The following is a 23,796-nucleotide window of genomic DNA, read 5'->3' as shown; positions in this document are numbered from 1 at the left end:
AGAGACTATAAGGATAGCGTGTCGGTGCGTCTTTTGCTTGATTCTTCCGCAACCGGCAGTGCGGCGGCCCGGCGCGGCAGCGCCGGGGTGGGTCGCCGCGTTCGTGGGTGACGTGGTTCGTGCAGTTCGTATTACCGCGGCGCGCCGCAGTTCACGGTTACTGCGCGGCAGGCAGTCCCTGCATCTTCATGCCGGGTTTGATGCCCTTGGAATCGAACCAGCCCTTGCTCATTTCGAGCGCGTACACACCGTTGTTGCGCGGGCAGTGGTTGTTGGTGGTTTCGGCCTGCATCTCGTCGATGTCGGTGATCGTGCCGTCCGCGCGGATAAACGCGATCGACAGCGGGATCAGCGTGTTCTTCATCCAGAAGCAGTGCACCGCGTTCTCGTTGAACACGAACAGCATGCCTTCGTTCGGTGCGAGCTGCGTGCGATACATCAAGCCCTGTTCGCGGTCGGGATCGTTCGCGGCGACCGCGGCGTCGATCACGAACATGCCGGCGGTCAGCTTCACGCGCGGGAAATCGCCGGGCTGTTTGGCGCCGGCAGGCATTTGCTGTGCGTATGCATCGTGCGCCGGAGCGGCGGCAAACGTCAGCGCGACGAAGGGCAATGCAACGGCGAACGCGAAGCGCGCCAGATACGAGCGCAGGTTGAATCGCACGGCGGGACTCCTTGCTGAAGAGACGAAGATGAACCGCGAATGTTACGCGAGCCGGTGCAGCGCGTGCAAAAGAAAACCGCAAAGCAGTGGGCCGAACGACGAGCAAAACGGCGAGCAAAAGAAAAAGGCAGACTGCCTCGCGGCGATCTGCCTTTCAACGCCGTAAGAACGGCAGTTACAGCTAGTTCTTGACTGCGTTTTTACAGCGAACTTATTCCGAAGCGCCCGAAGCGGCAGCTGCAGCAGCAGCCTTCTTCGACTTCTTGTGAGCGTGCTTCGTGGTCTTCTTTGCCGACGATGCAGCTGCTGCCGGAGCTGCCGAAGCTGCTGCCGGTGCCGAAGCTTGTGCGAATGCTGCCGTTGCGAAGAGGCCAGCGACCAGAGCGGCGATCAGTTTGTTCATTTTGTGAATCCTCAGCTTTAGTTAATTTCCGAATGACCCGGGTTAGGTCGAGTCATGTCGTTCAACGTGCTATCCACCTTTCGGTTGACAGTCTTCCCGAGAAATTTTCACGAGCAGACTGCGAGCTTCCGAACCTTTGCGCAGCGGCGCAAACCAGCGTGCACCAAGGCTCTCGAGGCGAATGCCGGATAGCTTTGAGCGGCATCTGCGTCGAATAACGCGTGATGCGGCGACCCGGTTGACGAAAAAGATGCGGCAATTTGCATTGCACGCTGCGGGGCGCGCGCGAGGATTCGCGCATTGCAAAGAAATGCATGCAAGTACAACGACTTAGCCTAAATGCAACGAGATGAAACCAGATGCAACGAGGTGCTGCGTGTTTACGCGAAGCCGTCCCACGGTGCGCGTGCGGGCAGTTCGCAGGTGTCGCCCGGTTGCAGTCCGAGCGAGAAAATGTCGAGCGCACCGATACCGACGCGCACCAGACGCAAGGTCGGAAAACCGACGGCTGCGGTCATGTGTCGCACCTGGCGATTCTTGCCTTCGGTGATCGACAGTTCGATCCACGTGGTCGGGATCGCAGCGCGATAGCGGATTGGAGGTGTGCGCGGCCACAATGTATCGGGCGGCTCGACATACGCTGCGTGACACGGACGCGTCACGTAATCGCCGAGATCGACGCCGCGTGCGAGCGCGTTCAGATCCGCGTCGCGCGGTGCGCCTTCGACTTGCGCCCAGTAGCGTTTGAGCAGTTTGTGACGCGGCTCGGCAATGCGTGCCTGTAGCGTGCCGTCATCGGTGAGCAGCAGCAGGCCTTCGCTGTCCGAGTCGAGCCGGCCTGCCGGATAGACGCCCGGCACATGCACCCAGTCGCCCAGCGACGCGCGCGTCTCGTGCGGTGAGAACTGGCAAATCGTGCCGAACGGCTTGTTCAGGGCGAGCAGCGTCATGCGGAGAAGTCAGCGAAAAAGTTGGTCAGACAGGTTAGTGAAAATCAGGCCTGCAACAGCGCATGCGCGGCGTGCGCGCCCGCCACCATATGGCAAATGGCGGGATATTAATGCATAATGCGGAACCCTAGGTCCTTTGTCTTATATAAGACCTAAGACATCGCTCGCACGAGTTCGCATGCGTTTTTGCTCCCGTACTCCGGCCTGCCCCTGGAAGCGGTCCCGCGCTTCGGTGGGCTAGAATAACGGCTTGGCCGCTCGAGGGCGTCCGGCATGCGCGGCACGAGGAGCGCCCAGTTTCGCAGGTCCCCAATCTGCTTCCAACAGCACAGCCATCACTGGAGTCGATCATGGCGTATCAGCACATCAAGGTTCCGACCGGCGGTGACAAGATCACCGTCAACGCGGATTACTCGCTCAACGTTTCCGACCAGCCGATCATCCCCTACATCGAAGGCGACGGTACGGGCGTCGACATCACGCCGGTGATGATCAAGGTGGTCGATGCAGCAGTCGCCAAGGCGTACGGCGGCAAGAAAAAGATTCACTGGATGGAAGTGTTCGCCGGCGAGAAGGCCACCAAGGTCTACGGCCCGGATGTGTGGCTGCCGGAAGAAACGCTGCAAGTGGTCAAGGAATACGTGGTGTCGATCAAGGGCCCGCTGACCACGCCGGTCGGTGGCGGCATCCGCTCGCTGAACGTCGCGCTGCGTCAGGAACTCGACCTGTACGTGTGCCTGCGCCCGGTGCAGTACTTCAAGGGCGTGCCTTCGCCGGTGCGTGAGCCGGAAAAGACCAACATGGTGATCTTCCGCGAAAACTCGGAAGACATCTACGCGGGCATCGAATGGGCCGCTGAGTCGGAGCAGGCGAAGAAGGTCATCAAGTTCCTGCGCGAAGAAATGGGCGTGAAGAAGATCCGCTTCCCGGATACTTCGGCAATCGGCGTGAAGCCGGTTTCGAAGGAAGGGACGGAGCGTCTGGTGCGCAAGGCGATTCAGTACGCGATCGACAACGACCGCCGCTCGCTGACGCTGGTGCACAAGGGCAACATCATGAAGTTCACCGAAGGCGCGTTCCGTGATTACGGCTATGCGCTGGCGCAGAAGGAATTCGGCGCTGAGCTGGTGGACGGCGGCCCGTGGATGAAGATCAAGAACCCGAAGACGGGTAACGAGATCGTCGTCAAGGACGTGATCGCTGACGCGTTCCTGCAGCAGATCCTGCTGCGTCCGGCTGAATACGACGTGATCGCCACGCTGAACCTGAACGGCGACTACGTATCGGATGCACTGGCTGCGCAAGTCGGCGGTATCGGTATCGCTCCGGGCGCGAACCTGTCGGATTCGGTGGCGATGTTCGAAGCCACGCACGGCACGGCGCCGAAGTACGCGGGTAAGGATTACGTGAACCCGGGTTCGGAAATCCTGTCGGCTGAAATGATGCTGCGCCACCTCGGCTGGACGGAAGCGGCTGATGCAATCATCGCTTCGATGGAAAAGTCGATTCTGCAAAAGCGTGTGACGTATGACTTCGCCCGTCTGATGGAAGGCGCGACGCAAGTGTCGTGCTCGGGCTTCGGTCAGGTGCTGATCGAGAACATGTAAGTTCTCTTCGTTGCGAACGGTTTTCCGTTGTTGCTAGTGGCGGAGACGGTTTGAAAACCCCGGTGGGCACTATGTGCCGCCGGGGTTTTTTGTTTTCTGCGAGATCAGCGGTGCGGTTGCCGATTCGTTGGGCATGCATCGGGTCGCGCTGTTTTTTCTCTTCAATATTGGCGCTGATGCGAAGGATCGCGTTCGTCGTCGCGATGACTTGTGGTCCGTTGTACGGATGACTTTGGCCGCGTTCATGGTGAACGCAGGTTTGGATCACCTGCGCTATGCTTGCGCGGACAAATCATTTCATCATCGGAACATGGGTTCGTTGTGGCGCGTTGTCATCCTGCTGTCATTCACCTGGCTGTCGATGCAAGGTGTGCAGGCGCACGCATATCCGCAAGTCGACGATGCGGCTTCTTCGCATGGCAGCACGATTCGACCGCACGCACACGACGCACAGCGCGTGGCGCACGACGCGCAACTAGCGGCCGTGAGTTGCGCTGACGAATCTGCCGATGCAGCTACGAGCGGCCAACCGACTTCGAAATCAGGCCATCGACATCAGCAGCATGGCCATTGCGCGTGTTGCGTGACGGGTTGCGGTGTTCATTGCGGTGCCCTGCTCGCCGCGTTCAGTTTCTCCGCGCAAGCGCCTGATCACGGCTTGCCGCGCACGCATCCGGTGACCCGTTACGACGGCGTCACGCGTGCGCCGCCGGTGCGTCCACCGATCGTCTGAACCTTCGGCGCGGTGGTGCACCGATGTGCCGCCGCGACCTCGCCATTGCGCCGATGAAGCCTGGCGCCGCAAGCGCGGCGCGCTTCCATCTGAACGATCTTTCGCGTCCGCGGCGCCGCATCAGGTTGCCGCGGTCCGATGAATGAGGAAACAACCGATGATTCGCAGGGAATTTCTGACCCGCGCGCTTGGCGCCGCACTCGCGTCGCTGTGGGGTGGCAGTGCATTTGCGCAGCACGGCATGCAAGGCATGTCGGGGATGGACGGCATGGAAGGGATGTCCGGCATGGGCGACATGCATGGCATGCACGATATGGCGGGCATGGCCTCGTCGTCCGCCGCGAAACAGGCCGGCGCCACGCTCGCACCGGCCGACGCGCTGCCGTCCGGCGCGCCGCTCGCGACGCTGCGCAAGCTCGCGAACGAAAGCAGCGATCCGGGGACGTTCCGCGCGACGCTGGTCGCGCAACCGGTGCGGCGTCAGTTGATGCGCGGCAAACAGACCCAGCTCTGGTTATATGGCGATGCGGCGCAAGGCCCGCTGCCCGGACCGCTGATCGAAGTTCACGAAGAGGACACAGTGGAGATCCGCTTCGTCAATCGCTTGCCGCAACCGTCGACGATTCACTGGCACGGGCTGCCGGTGCCGCCCGATCAGGATGGCAATCCCAGCGATCCGGTCGCGCCGGGCGAAGCGCGCGTCTATCGTTTCACGCTGCCGCGCGGCAGTGCGGGTACCTATTGGTATCACCCGCATCCACACATGTTGTCGAGCGGGCAGGTTGCCCACGGTCTCGCCGGCCCGCTGATCGTGCGCGCCGCCGACGATCCGCTGGCCGGCTGGCCGGAGCGTCATCTGTTTTTCACGGACCTGAAACTTGCTGCCGACGGCTCGCTCGCGCCGAACGACATGATGGACTGGATGAACGGCCGTGAAGGACAGTTCGTGCTCGTCAACGGCGCGCGGCGGCCGAACATCGTGATCGCCCAGGATGAGCGCTGGCGGGTCTGGAATGCGAGCAATGCCCGCTATTTGAGATTGTCGCTGGGTGTCGGCCATGCGTTTGCACTGGTCGGTACCGACGGCGGCCTGCTCGGCGACGCGCGCGACGGCATGACCGAACTGCTGCTGGCGCCGGCCGAGCGCGCGGAAATCATTGTGCGCGCCGGCCAGTGGCCGTCGCAGTCGGCGCTCACCGCCACCGTCTACGATCGCCGCAAGATGACGATGACCGAAGGCAGCAGTCTGCCGCCCGAGCCGGCGCGAGTGCTGGCCGACGTCCGCTTCGCACCGTCGGGCAAGGGCGAGCCGCCGCGGCAGCGGCCGATAGCGTCGCCGTTGCGGCCGATCGCAGCGCTGCTGCCCGCGCCGGACGCTGCAGTCCCGCGCAAATCCGTCGTGTTTTCCGAACAGATGGATATGGCCGCGATGCACCGGCCGGGGGCCAGCATGCACGAGATGCCGGCCGGCATGAACTTCCTGATCAACGGAGAGCCATTCGACCCAGCGCGCATTACGCTGACCAGCCGCCGCGGCGAAGTCGAACTATGGTCGATTGAAAATCGTACCGACATGGATCACCCGTTCCATTTGCACGGCACGCAGTTTCAGGTGATCGAACGGGAGCGCAATGGCAAGAAGACACCCGAGCCTTATCTCGCGTGGCGCGATACTGTCAATATCCAGCCGGCTGAAACAGTGCGCATTGCCACTATGCAGAAAATGGCTGGCGAGCGAATGTTTCATTGCCACATTCTCGAGCATGAAGATCTCGGCATGATGGCGACGTTGAAGGTGGTTTGAGCGGATGGCTTCCGGCTATAGCAGAAGACTGAGTTGCGACCTTAGTAGCGACAGCCGAAGCGATAAGCGAAAAACCCGGCTGACAGCCGGGTTTTAAAATGAGGAACCCGGCATAAAGCCGGGTTCTTTTAAGGTACGGGAATCGAACGGATTCAGGCTGCAGCCTGGATGTTCGATGCCTGTTTGCCCTTCGGGCCCTGCACGACCTCGAAGCTCACCTTTTGGCCTTCCTTCAGGGTCTTGAACCCGTTCATCTGGATAGCCGAAAAGTGTGCAAACAGATCCTCACCGCCTTCGTCGGGCGTAATGAATCCGAAACCTTTCGCGTCATTGAACCATTTGACCGTACCAGTTGCCATACCTACATCCCCTGTAACTCAATCACACGAGCCCTCGAAAAGCCCAACGACCGCGGGATGCGATCGTCCCTCCTCACAAGCTCACCAACGGCATTTTTTCGTATAGACCGCACGTTGAAAAAAGTGCCAGCTTGATTGTTGAGGCTCTTTATTCGAGTGTCAAGAAAATTTTGAGACGCTATGTTGGGCGTTGTAAAGAGCCCATTTCAGGGTTTTTCCTTCTTTTCTTATGTGCGCTCGCCCAAGCACCCCATCTTGAAAAGTCGCATAATCGACTCACATGCCGACGGTAGCCGCAGAGCAGCAAGTATGTTCGAGTCAACTCGCGATGAGCTTCGAACCGGCTGGCGCAGGTTGTGCGATACTCGTTTCGAACGCGGCGGTAAACGCCGCGACTGAATGTGCAACAAGGGCTGGTTCCGCAGTCGGCCCGGGCATCGCACAACGGCGGCGGGCCGCGCCAGTATTTGGGCCGAGGGCATGCCGGCTGGTTGGCTGGAACGCCGGTCGGGTTTTGACAGGATTGCGGGCCTGTCCGAGATGTTTAGAATGGGTGTATGGCGATTATCCCGGACAAGCAGGACAACACGGTACTGGAGCGGCAGGATGAAAAGCTGAAACCGCCGGCCATGTACAAGGTGGTGCTGTTGAATGACGACTTCACGCCGATGGAATTCGTCGTGATGGTCGTGCAGGAATACTTCAATAAAGATCGTGAGACCGCAACGCAGATTATGCTGAAGGTGCATCGCGAGGGCAGGGGAGTTTGTGGGGTCTACACGCGGGACATCGCGTCGACCAAAGTCGAGCAAGTCGTTACCCACGCACGGCAGGCCGGGCATCCGCTGCAGTGTGTGATGGAGGAAGCATGATTGCCCAGGAACTGGAAGTCAGTCTGCACATGGCGTTTATGGAAGCACGCCAGGCGCGGCATGAGTTCATCACGGTCGAACACCTCTTGCTGGCGCTGTTGGATAATCCGACTGCTGCCGAAGTGCTGCGCGCCTGCGCGGCCAACATCGAAGACCTGCGTCAGAACCTGCGCAACTTCATTCACGACAACACGCCGACCGTGCCAGGCACGGACGACGTCGATACGCAACCCACGCTGGGTTTCCAGCGTGTGATCCAGCGCGCGATCATGCACGTGCAGTCCACCTCGAACGGCAAGAAGGAAGTGACCGGCGCGAATGTGCTGGTGGCGATCTTCGGCGAGAAGGATTCGCACGCGGTGTACTACCTGCAGCAGCAGGGCGTGACGCGACTCGACGTGGTGAACTTCATCTCGCATGGCATCGCGAAGACGAATAGCGCGGATGCCGCGAAGGCAAGCGATGCGAACGCCGAGAGCGACGAAGCCGCTGCACAGAAGGAAACGCCGCTCGCGCAGTTCACGCAGAACCTGAACCAGATGGCCAAAGACGGGCGCATCGATCCGTTGATCGGACGCGAAGCGGAAGTCGAGCGCGTGGTGCAGGTGCTGTGTCGCCGGCGCAAGAACAATCCGCTGCTGGTCGGTGAGGCCGGTGTCGGCAAGACGGCGATCGCGGAAGGCCTTGCGTGGCGCATTACGCGCGGCGAAGTGCCGGACATTCTCGCGGATGCGCAGGTTTATTCGCTGGACATGGGCGCGCTGCTGGCCGGTACGAAGTATCGCGGCGATTTCGAGCAACGTCTGAAAACGGTGCTGAAAGAGCTGAAAGAGCTGAAAGAGCGTCCGCATGCGATTCTGTTCATCGACGAAATTCATACGCTGATCGGCGCAGGCGCGGCTTCGGGCGGTACGCTCGACGCATCGAATCTGCTGAAGCCGGCGTTGTCGTCGGGCACGCTCAAGTGCATTGGCGCGACGACCTTCACCGAATATCGCGGCATCTTCGAGAAAGACGCGGCACTGTCGCGCCGCTTCCAGAAGATCGACGTGACCGAGCCGACCGTCGAGCAGACGGTAGCTATCTTGCGTGGTCTGAAGTCGCGCTTCGAAGAGCATCACGGCGTGAAGTATTCGTCGGGTGCGCTGTCGGCGGCAGCTGAGTTGTCGGCGCGCTTCATCACCGATCGTCATCTGCCGGACAAGGCGATCGACGTGATCGACGAAGCGGGCGCAGCGCAACGCATCCTGCCGAAGTCGAAGCAGAAGAAGACGATCGGCAAGGGCGAGATCGAAGAGATCATTTCGAAGATCGCGCGCGTGCCGGCTCAAAGCGTGTCGCAAGACGACCGCAGCAAGCTGCAGACGCTCGATCGCGATCTGAAGGCAGTCGTGTTCGGCCAGGATCCGGCGATCGACGCGCTGTCGGCTTCGATCAAGATGGCGCGCGCGGGTCTGGGCAAGACGGACAAGCCAATTGGCGCGTTCCTGTTCTCCGGTCCGACCGGCGTCGGCAAGACCGAAGTGGCGCGGCAACTCGCGTTCACGCTCGGCATCGAGCTGATCCGCTTCGACATGTCGGAGTATATGGAGCGTCACGCGGTGAGCCGTTTGATCGGTGCGCCGCCGGGATACGTCGGGTTCGACCAGGGCGGCCTGCTGACCGAAGCCGTCACGAAGAAGCCGCACTGCGTGCTGCTGCTCGACGAAATCGAGAAGGCGCATCCGGACATCTACAACGTGCTGCTGCAGGTGATGGACCACGGCACGCTGACCGACAACAACGGTCGCAAGGCGGATTTCCGTAACGTCATCATCATCATGACGACGAACGCGGGCGCCGAAGCGATGCAGAAGTCGACGATGGGCTTTACGTCGCGCCGCGAAACCGGCGACGAAATGGCCGACATCAAGCGGATGTTCACGCCGGAGTTCCGCAACCGTCTGGATTCGACGATCAGCTTCCGCTCGCTCGATGAAGAAATCATCATGCGTGTGGTCGACAAGTTCCTGATGCAGCTGGAAGATCAGTTGCACGAGAAGAAGGTCGATGCGGCGTTCACCGATGCGTTGCGCAAGCATCTTGCGAAACATGGTTTCGATCCGCTGATGGGTGCGCGTCCGATGCAGCGTTTGATCCAGGACACGATCCGCCGTGCGTTGGCCGACGAGTTGCTGTTCGGTAAGCTGACTAACGGCGGCCGCGTGACGGTCGACGTCGATCAGGACGACAAGGTGCAGCTGACCTTCGACGAGCAATCGCTGCCGCCGCGTAATCCGAATCCGGAAGCGGTGGAAGTGGACTGAGCGCGGAAGCGAAGTAAGTCTTCGAAGCAAAAAACGGCGTGGGCGTGAGCCCACGCCGTTTTTTTGTGTGCCCTTAGCCGGCCGGTGCTGACGATCGGCCGCCAGCCGCCGGGTCGATCACTTGCGGCGCTTTGCGGCCGGCGGCGTGTCGAACGCGATCGGACTGTCCATATACGCGTTCAGCTTGTTGCGCGTCCACGGCTCGGGATTGCCGACTGTCGAGATGATGCCGGTGGTCGATCCGCCGCCCAGCAACACGGCGAAGATGCCTCGCAACGGAAAATCTCCGTATGCCGGATTGCCGATATCGAACGGTTGTGAGCGGATAAACATATCTTCGGCGGTGGCGCCCATATCCGCCTGAAACGCCTGTGGAAACTGCAGCGCGAGAATCGTCGGATGCACGTTGTGGTAGTCGGAGCCGATCGCCGGATCGCCCATCAGATAGCTGCCGCCCGTGCCCCAATGCTGGCTGTCGAAGTCGCCGTTGACGAGGTCGCTCGTGTTCGGCGTGCGGCTCGCGGGGATTTGCCAGGGCATCACCGGTAGCTTCAGCGCGCGGCTCACACCCTCGCAGAAATCGAAGTAGCGCCCCCATTCGCGTGGGCCATAGCAGTAGCCGTTCGCATAGGCGCGTTGCGTGAAGTCGTCGGCTTCGTAGCGGTCGATTGCGAGAAAGTGCGGCTTCCATGTGCTGCTGTACACGCCCAGGTTGTCGATGTAGGTCGCGACCTGCTGGGCAACCATTAGCGGATCGGCATCCTCGTAAATCCACTCGGACCTGCCGACGCCCCACAAGTTGATCTGCCAGCCGAACGTGATCTTCGGCGCTACGGTAGTCATTAGCCAGTTGACGGCGGCCACGTAGCCTTGGATGTCTTCGGTGATGCTTGCTGGAATTGTCGCGGAGATCTGCCAGTGGTTCAGCGCGGTCTGCAATGGCGCTCGCACCGGCATCGGATAGGCGGGCGCGTAGCCGCCCTGCTGGCACGCGCCGAGGAAGTCCGGGTTCACGATAAAGGCCGCCGGCACCGGGTGCGCGCTGTCGATGTGCTGGTTGGCGGTATTCAGCGACAGGATCAGGTTGGCGAAGCTATGCGCATGTTGATCAGCATTGGCAAGCATGGTCGGCGTATCGCCAAGCGAGAGGTTGCAGGTGTACGAAATCATCACCGGCAGCACGGGTTGTCCGCCGAGCTGCGTCTCGACGTTGTGCGCGAGGTCGATTGTGCTGGACGTCGCCGTATCTTGAGTCAGATAAGTGTTAGCGTCGCCGGCGCCATCGTTGCCCGCGTACTTGAAAACGGATGACGCACGCGCACTGGCAAAATCGGCCTGATTGCCGGGCGTGAGGTCCGCACAACCTCCGAACGACAGGTACGGAGGAAACCCCGGCACGTTCAGATCGGCTGACTTGCCGATCGACAGGTTCAGCGTGGTGGAGCCATCGCTGGCGACAACCAGTTGCGCGGGTACGTCGACCGCGTAGACGGCGCCGCCCAATAGAAACGCTTTGGCGGAAACGCTATAGGTGCCTGGTTTCACCGGTGCGCTGAACGCGGTTTCTTGCGTCTTCACCGCGACGCTCTGCGCGTAGCTCATGCCGTCACTGCTCAGGCGCACGGTGATTTGTCGCGACAGTGTGGCATCCGCGCTGACGTCGATCGGCAACTCGACGAAGCCGGTCGTATCGACGGGCGTTTGCTTGACCTCAGAGTCGGTCACCTGCACGGTCTGCAGCGTGTTGGCGAGCCTCACATCAGGCACGGCGAAGCGATATCCGACATTGTTGAGCGCGACATCGTCAATGCAGATCTGCGCGGTGCCGGAGGCCGGCAGCAGGCGTAACTGCGTGGTTGTGTTGATGCCACTCGTAAACGCAGCGAGAGTCTTGCCACTCGAGTTGTCGACGATCGTTATGTTGAGCGTCTCCGACTCCAGACCGGTCAATGCGCCGATCGCGATGTCGAGCGCGGCCGAGCGCTGTACCGTACCGAACGAGACGTTCACTGCTGTCGTGGCGCCCGTGCTGACGGTCAACTGACCGGGCGAGACGGTGACGGGTGCGATCACGGTCTTGTCGCTGGTGGCGACGTTGTCCGCCTGGATCGTGTAGTCGCCTTGCGCGAGTGTCACGTTGGTGGTTTTGCCGTACGCGAGTGCGACCGGTGTGATCTGGCTGCCGCGCACGAATCTGACAGTCGGCGCCACGCCGCTCAACGCGGCATCGGGTGCCGCCGCGCACGCGAGCGCAACCGTGCCGTTGATATCGGGCGACTGGTCCGCCGCAATCACAAACGAATCGAGCCACGCATCGGGATCGGCCGTCAGGTCGCCATTCACGCCGATCGAGATCTGATCACGCGGGTCCATCAAATGAGGCGCAGAAAAATTCAGCTTCAACGAGATCGAGAACAGGTTCGCATCCAGCTGTATCGACGTCACCTCCGCCGTAGTGGCCACCCACGAATAGAACTGTGGATTGACGTCGGTCGGCGCGACGGCCGCCGGCGCGTTGAAGGTCATGGCCAGATACTGCGTGACCTGCACGTCGCTGCCGTCTTCGTATTCAAGACTGGCGACGATCATCTGCCCATACCACTGCCCGGCACCGGCTCCGAGCGCTGCTTCATAGTCGATTTTCATATTGCCTCCGGAAAGAACAGTCGATAGCGAGCCTTCAGTCCGCAAGCGGACGAAGGCCGAACAGCTCTCCGACTTCCTTCCGGCTAACCACTTGCACCGGTTCGGAAAATATAGTTTGGATGGCGAAGCGATCAGACGATCAGGCGCTGGGAATTATAGAAAGTAAAAATGGGGAAATTCAAATGCGCTTTGCTGTTATCCAATGCAAATCGATAACGAATGTCACGGCAAAAAAAAGGCCGGGACTGACTACGTCCCGGCCACGCATGTGATGCAGCGGCGTGCGTTCTAATGCTTGCCGGTGCTGCCGAAGCCACCCTCGCCACGCTCGCTCGTGACAAACTCGTCAACGATGTTGAACTCGGCCTGCACGACCGGCACGATCACCAGTTGCGCCAGACGCTCCATCGGGTTCAACGTGAAGGCGGTTTGTCCGCGATTCCACGTCGAAATCATCAGCTGGCCCTGGTAGTCCGAGTCGATCAGGCCGACCAGATTGCCGAGCACGATGCCATGCTTATGGCCGAGGCCAGAGCGCGGCAGAATCAGCGCCGCGTAGCCGGCATCGCCGACGTGTACGGCGAGGCCGGTCGGCACCAGCGCGGTATCGCCGGGTTGCAGCACCAGCGGTGCGTCGAGGCACGCGCGCAGATCGAGCCCGGCGCTGCCCGGCGTCGCATAAGCGGGAAGGTAGTCGCGCATGCGCGTATCGAGGATCTTCAGGTCGAGTTTCATGCGGATTGTGTTCGGAGGAAGGTGAAGGAGTTCAGCGTGCAAGTTCGAAGGCGTCGGCCAGCAGTTCATACGAACGCAATCTGGCCTGATAGCTGCCGGCGACGGTCAGCACGATCAGTTCGTCGGCCATGAATTGCTCTTGCAACTCATGCAGACGTTCAGTGACGGTTTCAGGCGTGCCGATAGTGCTGCGCGGGCGTTCCCGATCGATGACCAGGCGCTCGCGCGGGCCATATTCCTGCGCAACGCCTTGCGCAATCGACGGAATCGGCGCGTTGAGCCCATAGGCCATTTGCACGCGGCGCAGGTCGACGGCTTTCTCGAGATCGGCGGCCTCCTGCTCGGTATCCGCGCAGATCACGAAGACGGCAGCCGCGAGATAGGGCTTGTTTTCATAGCCGGCCTGAAAGCGGTCGCGATACGCGTGCGCGACCGCACTCCCGAAGTGCGCGTTGATGAAGTGCGCAAACGAGAAACGCATGCCGAGCTGCGCCGCCAGCAAGCCGCCGAAATCGCTGGAGCCGAGCACCCACAGTTGCGGGCGCGTGTCGATTTGCGGCTGTAGCAGCACGCCGTGCGCAATATGATCGGACGGTAGCGTGCCGTTCATCAGCCCGGCCAGATCGGCCACCTGCTGCGCGAAAATATCGCCGCGATTGTAGGCGCCCGCGGCCACCGCTTGTGCGGTGCGCATATCGCCGCCGGGCGCGCGCCCGACGCCGAGATCGATGCGGCCGGGAAACAGCGCTTCGAGCATCAGAAACTGCTCGGCGATCTTGAACGGACTGTAGTACGGCAGCATCACGCCGCCTGAGCCGAGGCGGATGCGTTGCGTCACGCTACCCAGACGCGCCAGCATCACTTCCGGGCAGGGATTCGATACACCGCGCAAACCATGGTGCTCGGCACACCAGTAACGTGTGTAGCCGAGATCGTCGGCCAGTTGTGCGAGTTCGACCGTTGCGGCAATCGCATCGGCCACGCTATGCCCGTCGATCACAGGCGTTTGGTCGAGTACGGAAAGAAGCGTCATGACAGCAGCACTCCGCAAAAGCATGAAAGTTGGCCCGACGTGGCGTGCCGCGTCACGTCGCACGCGTATGAAGCAGCGCGCGCAATGCGCGGCGCGCCTAGCCGATCAGGCTCGCATCCGGCAAACGCTGTGCGATGGCCGCGATCAGCGCGCGCGCGAGCGCGTGTTTGTCGGCGCGTGGCAGGCGCGTGATGCCGCCCGCTTCGAACAGCACCACTTCATTATCGTCGCGGCCGAAGGTTTGCGGCCCGAGATTGCCGATCAGCAGCGGTACCTTTTTGCGCAGGCGCTTTTCTTCGCCATTGATGTCGAGATTGCCGCTTTCGGCGGCAAAGCCGACGCAAAACGGCGGATGCGCCAGATGTGCGACCGTCGACAGGATGTCCGGATTTTCGACGAAGCTGATCGTCGGCGTGGCGCGCTCCGCTGTTTTCTTGATCTTGTGCGGGCTCACCTGCTCGGCGCGCCAGTCGGCCACCGCGGCGACGCCGATAAAGATGTCGTAATCGGCCACCGCGCGCATCACCGCAGTGTGCATCTGCTGCGCGGTTTGCACGTCTTCGCGAAACACGCCCCACGGCGTATCGAGCGCAACCGGGCCGGCGACCAGATGCACGTCGGCGCCGGCCTGCTGCGCGGCGCGGGCCAGCGCGAAGCCCATCTTGCCGCTCGACAGGTTCGTGATGCCGCGCACCGGGTCGAGCGGTTCGAAGGTCGGACCGGCAGTCAGCAATACGCGGCGGCCTGCGAGGATTTTCGGCTGGAAGAACGAGACGATTGCTTCGTACGTGGCCTGTGGCTCGAGCATGCGGCCGTCGCCGGTTTCGCCGCACGCCTGCGAGCCGGAATCGGGCCCGAGCACCTCGATACCGTCGCCGCGCAGCAGCGCAACGTTGCGCTGCGTCGCAGGATTTCCCCACATCTGGCGATTCATCGCCGGCACCACCAGCAGCGGGCAGTCGCGCGCGATGCACAGCGTCGACAGCAGGTCGTCGGCCATGCCGTGCGCGAGCTTCGCGAGGAAATCGGTGGAGGCGGGGGCGATCACGATCGCGTCGGCTTCGCGCGACAGATCGATATGCGGCATGTTGTTCGCGATGCGCGCATCCCATTGGCTGGTGTAGACCGGGCGCCCGGACAGCGCCTGCATCGTGACCGGCGTGATGAATTGCGTGGCCGCTTCGGTCATCGCGATCTGCACGGTCGCACCGGCCTTCACCAGCAGACGTGTGAGCTCGGCGATCTTGTAGCAGGCGATGCCGCCCGTCATGCCGAGCAGCAGATGCTTGCCGGCCAGCTCGCCGGCGGCGGTAGCGGCGGGGGTATCGCCATCGCTACTCGCGCTGTCGGCCGCGCGGTTGCTCACGGTGTTGCCAGTTGTGTTGCCGGCCGGCGCAGCGGGCGCGCCGTGGGTCGTTTCATGTGCCACCTGATGCCTCCGACAAAAGCATGAGCGCCAGCAGCCTGCGCGCAAGCGCTCGCAGGCGCGGCTTCGAAGCGTGCTGGCGCGGCGCCGTTACCGCGAACCGCGCACGCGCCGCAATTCGTCGATCACAAGCAGCACCGCGCCGATCGTAATCGCACTGTCTGCCAGATTGAACGCGGGCCAATGCCAGCGGCCGACGTGGAAATCGAGAAAGTCGATTACGTGGCCGTACATCAGACGATCGATCACATTGCCGAGCGCCCCGCCAAGAATCAGCGCGAGCGCCGTGCAGAACATTCTCTGCGCGCCGTGACGCTTGAGCAGGTAGCAGATCACCAGTGCCGCGATCACGCCCAGCGCGGTGAACGCCCAGCGCTGCCAGCCGCCGGCCATCGCGAGGAAGCTGAACGCGGCGCCGCGGTTGTACACCAGCACGAGATTGAAGAACGGCGCAATCACGTGCGCTTCGCCATACGCAAACACCCGTGCGACCGCGATCTTGGTCAGCTGGTCGGCGAGAATCACGACCAGCGCGACGCCCAGCCATGGCGCGAGCGATCCGCCCGCCGGTTTCGACAGGGTTCTGGACATTATGCCGCGCTCCTCGTTTCGCCGTTGCCGAACAGATTGCTGAAGCAGCGGCCGCACAGCGTCGGATGCTCGGCGTGCGCGCCGACGTCCGCGCGATAGTGCCAGCAGCGCTCGCACTTCTGATGCGTCGACGCGACCACGTCGACGCCTTCATCCGCTTCGCTGTCGACCCGTACGAGGTTCGCCGCCGACGTGATCAGCACGAACTTCAGGTCGTCGCCGAGGCTCGCGAGCGTATCGAAGCGCGCGCCGCTCGCGCGAATCTTCACTTCGGCCTGCAGCGACGAACCGATCAGGTTTGCCACGCGTGCTTCTTCGAGCGCTTTGGTGACGTCGCCGCGCACCGCGCGCAGCAGCGTCCATTTGTCGAGCAACGCGGCCGCGTCCGATACGTCCGGATACGCGTGATACGTCTCGGTGAAGATGGTAACGCTTGCCGGCTGGAACACCTTCCACGCTTCTTCGGCGGTGAACGACAGGAACGGCGCCATCATCCGCAGCAGACCGTGCGCGATGTGATACAGCGCGGTTTGCGCCGAGCGGCGCGCGTCCGAATCGACCGCGGTGGTATAGAGGCGGTCTTTCAGCACGTCGAGATAGAAACCGCCGAGGTCTTCCGAGCAGAACGTCTGCAGCTTCGCGACCACCGGGTGGAATTCGTACTTCTCGTAGTGGGCGAGCACGTCGGCCTGCAGGCTCGCGCTCAGCGCGACCGCGTAGCGGTCGATCTCCAGCCACTCGCCGACCGGACGCGCATGCTGCGCGAAGTCGAAATCCGACAGGTTCGCGAGCAGGAAGCGCAGCGTGTTGCGGATGCGGCGATAGCTTTCGGTCACGCGCTTCAGGATCTCGTCGGAGATCGCGAGCTCGCCCGAATAGTCGGTCGACGCGATCCACAGGCGGATGATTTCCGCGCCGAGGTTCTTGGCGACGTCATGCGGATCGATGCCGTTGCCGAGCGATTTGCTCATCTTGCGGCCTTCGCCGTCGACGGTGAAGCCGTGCGTGAGCAGCGCGTTGTACGGCGGCCGGCCGTCGAGCATCGAAGCGGTCAGCAGTGACGAGTGGAACCAGCCGCGGTGCTGGTCCGAGCCTTCCAGATACAGGTCGGCCGGGAACTGCAGTTCGTCCTTGTGCGAGCCGCGCAGCACGTGCCAGTGCGTGGTACCCGAATCGAACCACACGTCGAGCGTGTCGCGGTTCTTTTCGTACAGGTTCGCGTCGTCGCCGAGCAGCTCGCGCGGGTCGAGCGTCTGCCATGCTTCGATGCCGGCCACTTCGACGCGTTTGGCCACTTCCTCGAGCAGCTCCAGCGTGCGCGGATGCAGCTCGCCGGTTTCCTTGTGCACGAAGAACGCCATCGGCACGCCCCATTGGCGCTGGCGCGACAGCGTCCAGTCCGGGCGATTGGCGATCATCGAGAACAGGCGCTGCTTGCCCCACGACGGATAGAACGCCGTGGCTTCGATGCCTTCGAGCGCGGTTTCGCGCAAGGTCTTGCCGCCGTCGTGCGGCTTCACGTCCATGCCGGCGAACCACTGCGAAGTTGCGCGGTAGATGATCGGCGTCTTGTGGCGCCAGCAATGCATGTAGCTGTGCTTGTACTTCTCGCTGCGCAACAGCGTACCGGCCTCTTGCAAGGTCTCGATGATCTTCGGGTTCGCCGCCCAGATCGACAGGCCGCCGAACAGCGCGAGCGATTCGATATAGCGGCCGTCGCCCATCACCGGGTTGATGATGTCGGAGTCGGCCATGCCGTGCGCCTTGCACGACACGAAGTCTTCGACGCCATACGCCGGCGACGAGTGCACGATGCCGGTGCCGGTATCGGTGGTGACGTAATCGCCGAGGTACACCGGCGCAGTGCGCTTGTAGCCCGGATGCGCGCTCGACAGCGGATGGTTGAAGCGCAGGTTCGCGAGCTTCGCGCCCGGCGTGGTGGCGAGCACGCGGCCTTGCAGGTCGAAGTCTTTCATGCACGCTTCGACGCGCTCTTCGGCGAGAATCAGCAGACCGCGCTGCGTATCGACCAGCGCGTACACCACTTCCGGATGCACGTTGAGCGCCTGGTTGGCAGGAATGGTCCACGGCGTGGTGGTCCAGATCACGATGCCGCCTTCACTGCGCGGCAGCGCCGCGAGGCCGAACGCGGCCGCGGTCTTGTCCGGTTCGGCGAAGGTGAACAGCACGTCGATCGTCGGGTCGGTCTTGTCCTTGTACTCGACTTCCGCTTCGGCCAGCGCCGAGCCGCAGTCGAAGCACCAGTTCACCGGCTTCAGGCCGCGGAACACGTAGCCCTTTTCGATGATCTTCGCGAGCGCGCGGATTTCCCCGGCTTCGTTCGTGAAGTTCATCGTCTTGTACGGATTGTCCCAGTCGCCGAGCACGCCCAGGCGCCGGAAGCCGACCTTCTGCCGTTCGATCTGCTCGGTCGCGTAGGCGCGCGCCTTCTGCATCACTTCGGCGGCCGGCAGCGACTTGCCGAACTGCTTTTCGATCTGGATTTCGATCGGCATGCCGTGGCAGTCCCAGCCCGGCACATAGACCGCGTCGAAGCCCGCCAGATTGCGCGCCTTGACGATCATGTCTTTCAGGATCTTGTTGACCGCGTGGCCGAGGTGAATGTCGCCGTTCGCGTACGGCGGGCCGTCGTGCAGGATGAACTTCTTGCGGCCCTTGCTGGCGGCGCGGATCTTTTCGTAGATCTTGTTCTCCTGCCACTCCTTCACCCATTGCGGCTCGCGCTTGGGCAAGTCGCCGCGCATCGGAAAGGGTGTATCCAGCAGGTTGACCGGGTACTTGGCTTGGGGTTTCGAGTCGGCTTTCTTGTTGCTCATGGTCACGTAGCGGTGAATTCGGTGTGTGGGCGCGAGGTTCGCGATGGGCGCAGGCGGTGCCCGGCGGGTTGCACCGCGTACTCGCGGCGGCCGTTCGAGGCGCGCGGCCTGCGGGTACGTGCCGCATTGCGTGCACGTACCGCGGCGGTCATCTAATTCGGTCGGTGGCCGACGTCGAGAAGCCGGTCGTGCGGCTGCCCGGCGCTGCCTCGCCCGCCATGCCGTTGGCCGAGAACCATGCATGCGCGTGGGCGACGTCTTGCGCGATGGCTTTGGCCAGCGTTTCGATATCGACGAATTTTTCCTCGTCGCGCAGCTTGATCAGAAATTCGACGCGCACGAGTTTGCCATACGCGTTGCCGTGCCAGTCGAGCAGGTGCACTTCGAGCAGCACGCGGCCGGAATCGTCGACGGTGGGGCGCAGGCCGAGGCTCGCGACGCCCGGCAGCGGCTCATCTGCGAGGCCATGCACGCGGACCACGAAAATGCCCGACAGCGCCGGGCGCTTGTGCGCGATCGGCAGGTTCAGCGTCGGAAAGCCGAGGTCGCGGCCGAGTTTCTGGCCGTGCACGACATGCCCGCTGATCAGATAGTCGCGGCCGAGCGCGGCGCGTGCCGAGTCGAGATCGCCCGACACCAGCGCGGCGCGCACGCCCGAGCTGGAAATGCGCGCACCCGACGGATCGGCCACCGTTGCCATCTGTTCGACTTCGAAGCCGAAGCGCTCGCCCGCGGTTTTCAGCGAAGCGAAATCGCCGGCGCGCTTCGCACCGTAGCGGAAGTCGTCGCCGATCATCACCCAGCGCGCGTGCAGCCCGTTGACGATGATCCGCTCGACGAACGCGTCAGGAGACTGGCTCGCGAAGGTCTGATTGAAATGCTCGACCACCACGCGATCGACGCCGTTGGTACGCAATGCCTCGAGCTTGTCGCGCAGCATCGCGATACGCGGCGGCGCGCTGGCCGGGTTGAAGAATTCGCGCGGGTGCGGCTCGAAGGTCATCACGCAGACGGGCAGACCGCGCGCGTCGGCCGCCGCGCGCACGTGCGCGAGCAACGCCTGATGGCCGCGATGGACACCGTCGAAATTGCCGATGGTGAGCGCGCACGGTGCACGGCTCTCGGCATTGGGAAGACCCCGAAAAACTCTCACGATAGCGGGCGATGAAAGAAGCGGGCCAGCTGCCCGCAAAACAATCGATTATAAACGCTCGGAGCCGCGCCCGGCGTCGCGTCGCGGTTCGACCGGTGCCGGATGATAAAATCCACGGATGAAAAAACTCGTCATTCTGATTTCTGGACGGGGCAGCAACATGGAAGCCATCGTACGCGCGTGTTCGCGCGAGCGCTGGCCGGCGCAGGTCGCGGCCGTGATTGCCAACCGTCCCGATGCCGCCGGACTGCAGGTCGCAGCGTCGTTGGGCATTCCTACAGCGGTGGTGGATCACCGCCGTTTTCCCGATCGTCTGTCGTTCGATACGGCGCTCGCCAACCTGATCGACGGCTTCGCGCCGGATCTGGTGGTGCTAGCCGGCTTCATGCGCGTATTGACCGATCCGTTCGTCGCGCGCTACGCGGGGCGTATGCTCAACGTCCATCCGTCGTTGCTGCCGAGCTTCGCGGGGCTGAAAACACATCAGCAGGCGCTTGACGCGGGTGTGCGTGTGCACGGCGCGACCGTGCATTTCGTCACGCCGACGCTCGACCACGGGCCGATCGTCGCGCAGGCGGCGGTGCCGGTGTGCGACGGCGACGACGCCGCGGCGCTCGCGGCGCGGGTGCTCGCCGCCGAGCACGTGATCTATCCGCGCGCGGTGCGCTGGTTCGTCGAAGGGCGGCTGGCACTGGACAATTTGCGCGTCAGGCTGACCCCGCCTGAAGCGCAGTGGTTTTTCTTCGAAAGTATCGAACAACAGGCTGATAGCGGCGCTGCCGCGGAGGAAGCATGAGGTTGCACGGTTTTCTGATCGGCCAGACCGAGACATTGCTGGCTGAGGTCCTGACCTTCACCGGCCCCGCCGACGCGGCGACTAGCCGCTTTTTCCGCGCGCATCCGAAACTCGGCCATAGCGAGCGCGGTGTGATCGCCGAAGCGGTGTTCGCGGTGCTGCGCCGGCGCATGGAATTTGCGCACCTGGCCGAAAGCGGCAGCGGCAGCCCGGCGCGCCGGCTGACGCTGCTCGGCCTGATGCAGACGGCGGGCCGCACGGCATTGAAGCCGTTCGTTTCCGAAGCCGAGAACGACTGGCTGGAACGGGTTTCGAAGATCGACCCGACCAGCCTGCCGCAGCGGATCCGCATGAATCTGCCGGACTGGATCTACGAAGCGCTGGCCACGCGTTTTGAGCCTGAGGAACTGGTGCAGCTCGCGGCATCGCTCAACTACCCGGCGCCGCTCGATCTGCGCGCGAATCCGATCAAGGCGAGCCGCGACGAGGTGCTGCAGGCGCTCGGCAAGGCCGGCATCGAAGCCGGTGCGATGCCGTTCGCACCGTTTGGCGTGCGCGTCGCGGGCAAGCCGCCGCTCACCAAGCTCGACGCGTTCCAGGACGGCTGGCTCGAAGTGCAGGACGAGGGCAGCCAGTTGCTGTGCTCGCTGGTCGCGCCGCGGCGCGGCGAGATGATCGTCGATTTCTGCGCGGGCGCGGGCGGCAAGACGCTCGCGCTCGGCGCGATGATGCGCTCGACCGGTCGGCTCTACGCGTTCGACGTCGCCGAGCGGCGCCTTACGAAGCTCAAGCCGCGCCTTGCGCGCAGCGGATTGTCGAACGTGAACCCGGTGCTGATCGACAGCGAACACGATGCGAAGATCAAGCGTCTCGCCGGCAAGATCGATCGCGTGCTGGTCGATGCGCCGTGCAGCGGCCTCGGCACGCTGCGTCGCAATCCGGATCTGAAGTGGCGGCAGTCGCCCGAGTCGATCAAGGAGCTGACGCCGAAGCAGGCGTCGATTCTGGCGAGCGCCGCGCGTCTGGTGAAGAAGGGCGGCCGGCTGGTGTACGCCACGTGCAGCATTCTCGACGCGGAAAATCAGGGCATCGTCGAGCAGTTTCTGGCGGAGCATCCGGGTTTCGCGCTGGTGCCGGCGCGTGACGTGCTGGCCGAGCAGCGCATCGAACTGGATACGGGCGACTATCTGTCGTTGTGGCCGCACCGGCATGCGACCGACGGCTTCTTCGCCGCGGTGCTCGAGCGGCGCGACTGACCGCCGATAACCGACGGCTGCCCACTGACGCAGGCTGCGCGAACCGGTAAGCGGCGCCCTCCGAACCACGCTGGCGATCATGCAAAGTTCTCCGCTCTTCGAAACGCTCGGCGATTTGCTGCGAGACATCGGGCAACCGGTCGTGCTGTGGCAGATCGGTGTGCTGGCCTGCACGCTGCTGGCGGCGTGGCTGCTCGCGCGCGTGCTGCGCCGCGTGCTCGACGCGCGTCGCGAGTCGCGGTATCAGGCTTATCAGGCGCTGCGCTTCGGTGCCGAGGCGCTGAACCGCGCGCTCTTCCCGTTGCTCGGTGCGTTGTTCGTCTGGATCGCGCGCGCCATCGTCGCGCGCTTTATCCACACGACGCTGCTCGATCTCGCGCTGGTGCCGCTCGCCGGCATCGCGCTCATCTACATCGTGTTCTACTTCGCGCGGCGCGTGTTCGGCGGCGACGGGCACACGCACACGTGGCTGTCGCTGGTCGAGAAGCTGGTGTCGATCGTCGTGTGGGTGGGCATGGTGCTCACCGTGGCCGGCATTCAGGGCGACGTGCTCGCGTGGATGGCCGGCGTGCGCTTTCCGGTCGCGAATACGCACATCACGCTGCTTTCGCTGGTGTCGGGGATGCTGTGGGTGTGCGTGACGATGGTGGTCGCGATGTGGCTTGGCGCGGCGTTCGAGGAACGCGTGATGCGTGCCGGTTCGCTCGACGCGAACCTGAAAGTCGTGCTGGCGCGTGTCGGCCGCGCGTTGTTCGTGCTTGCTGCGGTGCTGATCAGCCTGTCGCTGGTTGGCATCGACATCACCGTGCTTGGCGTGTTTGGCGGTGCGCTCGGCGTCGGGCTCGGCTTCGGTTTGCAGAAGATCGCCAGCAACTATGTGTCGGGCTTCATCATCCTGATCGACCGGTCGCTGCGCATCGGCGACACGATCAACGTCGGCGGGCTGCAGGGGCAGGTCACGCAGATCCGCACCCGCTATACGGTGGTGCGCGGCCTCGATGGCATCGAGACGCTGATTCCGAATGAGCGGCTGATCACGGATGTCGTGCAGAACCAGTCGTCATATCTGACGCGTGGCCACGTCAAGGCGACCGTGCAGGTTGCATTTTCTGCCGACGTCGACAAGGTAATGGCCCTGTTGGCGCAAGCGGCGAACGGTGTCGAGCGGGTGTTGCAGGACCCCGCGCCGACGCCGTATCTGGTTGGCTTCGGCCCCGACGGCATCAATTTCGAGCTCGGCTACTGGGTGGCGGATGCGGCCACCGGAACCTCAGGCGTGCGTTCTGCTGTCAATCAGAATATGTGGCGGCTGTTCGCCGCGAACGGAATCTCGATTCCTTATGCGCAACGCGAGATCCGCATCGTCGGTAGCAGTGACGCTTTGCCGCCGGTAAGCTTGACCGGTGTTGCCGCGAGCGAGCCTGGAAGCGCCGCCTGACAAGGCTCAAGCGCTTTCATTGGCCTTCAATGCGAAGTGCGTTGCTGCTCGTCGCGCATTGTGACTGTCGTTTCAATTGATGCGGCACAACAAATTTCTTATTTTTCTCAACGACTTGGAACGATTCAAGTAAAATGGCGGTCGAATTTTGCCACATGCTTTCGTTTGTTTGACACGCCCGTGTATG

At 62.7% G+C, this 23,796-nt stretch carries 19 protein-coding genes; 8 read left to right on the top strand and 11 right to left on the bottom strand.

Annotated features, from left to right (window positions below; all coding sequences use genetic code 11):
• Positions 1-157: 157 nt before the first annotated feature.
• The 3 genes from ACYVNQ_RS05910 to ACYVNQ_RS05900 all read right to left on the bottom strand — a co-directional run bounded on the left by ACYVNQ_RS05910 (position 158) and on the right by ACYVNQ_RS05900 (position 2,017).
• Positions 158-664, bottom strand: coding sequence for a DUF192 domain-containing protein (locus tag ACYVNQ_RS05910; protein ID WP_460901373.1), 507 nt, complete (start codon positions 662-664; stop codon positions 158-160).
• Between the two features lie 211 nt (positions 665-875).
• A complete protein-coding gene (locus tag ACYVNQ_RS05905; protein ID WP_460901371.1) occupies positions 876-1,067 on the bottom strand; it encodes a hypothetical protein in 192 nt (63 codons plus the stop codon).
• A 380-nt stretch (positions 1,068-1,447) separates the two neighbouring features.
• A complete protein-coding gene (locus tag ACYVNQ_RS05900) occupies positions 1,448-2,017 on the bottom strand; it encodes a pseudouridine synthase (protein WP_460901369.1) in 570 nt (189 codons plus the stop codon).
• Positions 2,018-2,367: 350 nt separating this feature from the next.
• Here ACYVNQ_RS05900 and icd point away from each other — a divergent pair, with 350 nt between their 5' ends.
• The 3 genes from icd to ACYVNQ_RS05885 all read left to right on the top strand — a co-directional run bounded on the left by icd (position 2,368) and on the right by ACYVNQ_RS05885 (position 6,161).
• The gene (icd, locus tag ACYVNQ_RS05895; protein WP_460901367.1) at positions 2,368-3,624 is read left to right on the top strand and encodes an NADP-dependent isocitrate dehydrogenase; all 1,257 of its coding nucleotides are present in this window, start codon (positions 2,368-2,370) and stop codon (positions 3,622-3,624) included.
• Between the two features lie 310 nt (positions 3,625-3,934).
• Positions 3,935-4,357, top strand: coding sequence for a hypothetical protein (locus tag ACYVNQ_RS05890; protein ID WP_460901365.1), 423 nt, complete (start codon positions 3,935-3,937; stop codon positions 4,355-4,357).
• A gap of 157 nt (positions 4,358-4,514) precedes the next feature.
• Positions 4,515-6,161, top strand: a complete 1,647-nt coding sequence (locus ACYVNQ_RS05885; protein ID WP_460901363.1) for a multicopper oxidase family protein — start codon at positions 4,515-4,517, stop codon at positions 6,159-6,161.
• 152 nt (positions 6,162-6,313) lie between these two features.
• Here the strand turns inward: ACYVNQ_RS05885 and cspD are convergent, their stop codons facing one another.
• Positions 6,314-6,520, bottom strand: coding sequence for a cold shock domain-containing protein CspD (gene cspD, locus ACYVNQ_RS05880; protein ID WP_017776809.1), 207 nt, complete (start codon positions 6,518-6,520; stop codon positions 6,314-6,316).
• A gap of 557 nt (positions 6,521-7,077) precedes the next feature.
• On the opposite strand from cspD, the gene clpS reads away from it, so the two are divergent.
• Positions 7,078-7,392 (top strand): ATP-dependent Clp protease adapter ClpS, encoded by a 315-nt coding sequence (gene clpS / locus ACYVNQ_RS05875; RefSeq protein ID WP_460901361.1) that lies wholly within the window; start codon positions 7,078-7,080, stop codon positions 7,390-7,392.
• Complete coding sequence (clpA, locus tag ACYVNQ_RS05870; protein ID WP_460901359.1) at positions 7,389-9,698, top strand: ATP-dependent Clp protease ATP-binding subunit ClpA; 2,310 nt, start codon at positions 7,389-7,391, stop codon at positions 9,696-9,698. The genes clpS and clpA overlap by 4 nt, the downstream gene beginning before the upstream one ends.
• 117 nt (positions 9,699-9,815) lie before the next feature.
• On the opposite strand, the gene ACYVNQ_RS05865 is transcribed toward clpA, so the two are convergent.
• The 7 genes from ACYVNQ_RS05865 to ACYVNQ_RS05835 form a co-directional block, all read right to left on the bottom strand.
• Positions 9,816-12,344, bottom strand: a complete 2,529-nt coding sequence (locus ACYVNQ_RS05865) for a hypothetical protein (protein ID WP_460901357.1) — start codon at positions 12,342-12,344, stop codon at positions 9,816-9,818.
• A 288-nt stretch (positions 12,345-12,632) separates the two neighbouring features.
• The gene (gene dut, locus ACYVNQ_RS05860; RefSeq protein WP_460901356.1) at positions 12,633-13,079 is read right to left on the bottom strand and encodes a dUTP diphosphatase; all 447 of its coding nucleotides are present in this window, start codon (positions 13,077-13,079) and stop codon (positions 12,633-12,635) included.
• A 31-nt stretch (positions 13,080-13,110) separates the two neighbouring features.
• Positions 13,111-14,112: an LLM class flavin-dependent oxidoreductase gene (locus ACYVNQ_RS05855; protein WP_460901354.1), complete on the bottom strand. Its 1,002-nt coding sequence runs from the start codon at positions 14,110-14,112 to the stop codon at positions 13,111-13,113.
• Between the two features lie 97 nt (positions 14,113-14,209).
• Positions 14,210-15,478, bottom strand: a complete 1,269-nt coding sequence (gene coaBC, locus ACYVNQ_RS05850; protein ID WP_460901392.1) for a bifunctional phosphopantothenoylcysteine decarboxylase/phosphopantothenate--cysteine ligase CoaBC — start codon at positions 15,476-15,478, stop codon at positions 14,210-14,212.
• A gap of 150 nt (positions 15,479-15,628) precedes the next feature.
• A complete protein-coding gene (lspA, locus tag ACYVNQ_RS05845; protein WP_460901352.1) occupies positions 15,629-16,129 on the bottom strand; it encodes a signal peptidase II in 501 nt (166 codons plus the stop codon).
• Entirely contained in the window at positions 16,129-18,966 is a 2,838-nt protein-coding gene (ileS, locus tag ACYVNQ_RS05840; RefSeq protein WP_460901350.1) for an isoleucine--tRNA ligase, read from the bottom strand. The genes lspA and ileS overlap by 1 nt, the downstream gene beginning before the upstream one ends.
• A 148-nt stretch (positions 18,967-19,114) precedes the next feature.
• Entirely contained in the window at positions 19,115-20,119 is a 1,005-nt protein-coding gene (locus ACYVNQ_RS05835) for a bifunctional riboflavin kinase/FAD synthetase (RefSeq protein WP_460901349.1), read from the bottom strand.
• A 118-nt stretch (positions 20,120-20,237) separates the two neighbouring features.
• Here ACYVNQ_RS05835 and purN point away from each other — a divergent pair, with 118 nt between their 5' ends.
• From purN to ACYVNQ_RS05820, 3 genes are all read left to right on the top strand, one after another.
• Positions 20,238-20,915 (top strand): phosphoribosylglycinamide formyltransferase, encoded by a 678-nt coding sequence (gene purN, locus ACYVNQ_RS05830; protein WP_460901348.1) that lies wholly within the window; start codon positions 20,238-20,240, stop codon positions 20,913-20,915.
• Positions 20,912-22,171 (top strand): RsmB/NOP family class I SAM-dependent RNA methyltransferase, encoded by a 1,260-nt coding sequence (locus ACYVNQ_RS05825; RefSeq protein ID WP_460901347.1) that lies wholly within the window; start codon positions 20,912-20,914, stop codon positions 22,169-22,171. The genes purN and ACYVNQ_RS05825 overlap by 4 nt, the downstream gene beginning before the upstream one ends.
• A 79-nt stretch (positions 22,172-22,250) precedes the next feature.
• On the top strand, positions 22,251-23,609 hold the full coding sequence (locus ACYVNQ_RS05820) for a mechanosensitive ion channel family protein (RefSeq protein WP_460901346.1): 1,359 nt from the start codon (positions 22,251-22,253) through the stop codon (positions 23,607-23,609).
• Positions 23,610-23,796 lie beyond the last annotated feature (187 nt).

The sequence above is a fragment of the Paraburkholderia jirisanensis genome (genome assembly GCF_054782355.1).
Note: the sequence above shows the minus strand (reverse complement) of the source record. Positions and strands in the feature narration are given on the sequence as shown.